The organism is Pedobacter sp. 01N416 (assembly GCF_056399685.1).
The window spans coordinates 1-3070 of record NZ_JBFTRT010000588.1; the positions used below are offsets into that span (position 1 = coordinate 1).

At 37.8% G+C, this 3070-nt stretch carries 2 protein-coding genes and 1 pseudogene; 1 reads left to right on the top strand and 2 read right to left on the bottom strand.

All coding sequences use genetic code 11. From position 1 onward, the window contains the following. Positions 1-421 (bottom strand): annotated as a pseudogene (locus tag AC1DND_RS24100) (S9 family peptidase); the annotation flags it as partial. A gap of 181 nt (positions 422-602) precedes the next feature. After that, a complete protein-coding gene (locus AC1DND_RS24105; protein ID WP_477585105.1) occupies positions 603-1784 on the bottom strand; it encodes a hypothetical protein in 1182 nt (393 codons plus the stop codon). Between the two features lie 187 nt (positions 1785-1971). On the opposite strand from AC1DND_RS24105, the gene AC1DND_RS24110 reads away from it, so the two are divergent. Further along, on the top strand, positions 1972-3070 hold a 1099-nt coding region (locus tag AC1DND_RS24110), incomplete at its 3' end, for an aldehyde dehydrogenase family protein (protein ID WP_477585106.1).

The following is a 3070-nucleotide window of genomic DNA, read 5'->3' on the forward strand; positions in this document are numbered from 1 at the left end:
CGATATTTCCATTGGTTAAAAAAACAGGGCTGTTTTCTCGCTCTTGCGTGCTGGTTAGCCGCGTTTCTTTATTGCCTTTGAAATTCTGTAAATAGATATCGCCACTTTTTTCGATTAAACCAAGCGAGCGGTCAGTGTTATAGGTATAGTTTAAACTTAAAAGCTTTTCATCTTCCTTTTCTGCCGCTTTAACGGGTTTGGTAGCAGCTGCCGAAACTTTAAATAATTCTTCTTTAGCTTTATTTTCAGGGTTCCAGTTGAAGTACAGGGTTTTGCTATCTGCAGTCCAACGGAAATTGGTTGGTGCAACGCCCATCCACTTTGGATCGCGCATTATCTTTTCGACAGTTAAAGGTGCTAATTGTTGTGCAAAAGCGTATTCGCCTGTGCAAAGCAAAAGGAAAAGTAAATATTTCTTCATGAATTTTAGGTTTGGCTGCAATTTAGGGAATGGACTTGCTAATTTTAACAGGAAATGGAAATGTTACAACAACCTCACCCTATGAACGGTAGTGCTTTATAGCAAAGGCTGTTCATTCCCTCTCCTCAAGGAGAGGGATACGAAATGCAGAAGTAGCTGCACCAACTTACATAGGGAGAGGTTAACGGATTACCCTTCCGGTTTTATCTACATTCACATCATCGAAAGGCTTTAGGTACTCGTTGATGATTACTGCAAATTCTCGTCTGGTTAATACTTTTTTAAGTTCGTATTTAGAAGTAAACTTGTAGTTTTTGTTCCACTTTTTTTGCAGTTCAGTTTTGATTGCCTCAACTGATTTATTGCCCACATAACAAACCATTGCAATGGTGTTTTCTAAATTAATGGGGATATGCTGATGATCATCAAACCAGATCTGGGCCTTGTAATAATAATCTTTGATCGGCTGCTTAATTTCATCGTGGGTAACATCTTTTTCGGGATTGAAATAGGCTTTGTCTTGTTTTATTTCTGCTTTGATAATTCCCGTTATACCCACTTTCTGGATGGCCAGCCAGTTAGAATCAATTGATTTTACATCCTCAAAAGGCATTAACGTATGTTTATAGGCTAATAATTCACCCTGGATCCTTTTTAAATTTGACAAACTGGTTTTGGTATCGAAAAATGCAGCATAGGCTGCGATTGCACCTGCAGCAGGGCCAATTTCGAACTGATCGGCAGAAATATATAAAAGGTTTTCTTGGCTTGGGATGAGCAGGCTGTATAATGATAAAAAATTTGCCCCTTTGGACAAAACACTGGCTACTGTTGTTCTATATAAATTCTCGCTATAATTTAATTGATTTGAAGTCGCAGGATTTAAGCCCGTAATTTTTWATGCAGTCATTAACTTTTCTGGATTATCGGCCATAACCAGAACTTTTGCCCTAATGCTTTTGTCTTTCGTGAGTTTCACTTCCCAGCCACTGCCTGAGCGTTTAATTTCAGTGTAAGGAATACCATTGATTACATTTAAAAGCTGAGTGCTATCAACTGTTACTTTTAGTGGTTTCTTTTTGTCTGGCTTAGGTGCATCTAAGTTTTTAGCGTTTTCAATCTCCCTTTTTAAAAAGCTTTGATAAAAAAGAGTTACTTCTTTGGGCTTGCTATCAGAAATTTTCTTAAGATCAAGCTGTTCCTTTTGTGTAAGCAGAATTGTTTTAACACCTGATTTGAACGATTGAAAAGATGCTGAATAGGCGGCATCGCCACTACCAATAACCAATACATCTGTTTTTAGGGTTTGGGCATGTATAACCATCGGAATTATGAATGCGAAAACAAAAAACAATCTTTTCATCTTGAATATTAAAATTTGCTGCAATATGCTTTAAATGAATGAATTTTTAATGAAATGGGTGCATTTTAACTAAAATTAACCCACAACTCTAGCTAGCTCGATTAATCACTTAATTTTCATATAACCTTACGAACCTTATATTTTCTTAAATTGCTTATACAATAAAAATTGTGAGCCTTTGGTAATTATGGAAAAACAGATAAAATCAGTTTTCGCTTTACAGCAGCAACATAAATTCGGGTTGCGCAAAACGGATGCTAAAACACGCATTGGAAAACTAAGGCAGCTTAAACAGGCATTAGAAAATGCCGAGGAAGAAATATTTGCCGCATTGAAGAGTGACTTGCGCAAAAACCGTTTCGAAACCGCAGTAACTGAACTGTTTTTTACTTATGCCGAAATAGATCATGCCATTAAAAAGCTGCGTAGCTGGATGAAACCAAAATCGGCAGGCAGGACCATGAGCAATCTTTTTGCCAGCAATAAAATTTACTATGAACCAAAAGGTGTTTGTCTGATTATTGCCCCTTGGAACTATCCGTTACAATTGATTATGAGCCCGTTGATTTCTGCCATAGCAGCAGGAAATTTCGTCATACTAAAACCGTCTGAATTGAGTGCTGCGACGGCAGGTATAATCAGCAAACTGATCTCCAATACGTTTGATCCAAAAGAAATTGCCTGTTTCGAAGGTGATGCCGAAGTTTCTACAGCGCTATTAAAACTTCCTTTTGACCATATATTTTTTACCGGAAGTACCGCAATTGGTAAGGTGGTGATGGAAGCTGCGGCAAAAAATCTTAGCTCGGTTACCTTAGAGCTTGGTGGTAAATCGCCAGCTATTGTAGATGAAACCTGCGACCTAAAAAAAGCCGCAGAAAAAATTGCCTGGGGCAAATTGGTTAATGCCGGACAAACCTGTATTGCCCCGGATTATGTATTAATTAATGAAAATAGGGTGGCCGATTTTGAAATGTATTATAAGGCCGCGGTTCAAAAAATGTTCTTTAACGAAGCGAAAATTAACAAAAATGATTATGCTAAAATCATCAATACAAAACAGTTCCTGCGCTTAAATAAATTGATTGAACAAGCTCTTGGCGATGGTGCTGTATTGGCCTTTGGTGGAAAATCGGATGAGCAAGATTTAACCATTACACCAACGCTTTTAACTTCGGTAGCTGAGGGCAGCGCGATCATGCAGGAAGAAATTTTTGGACCAATTTTACCTGTAATTACTTACAAAAATCTACAGGAGGCAATTGATTTTGTGAACAGGAAAGAAA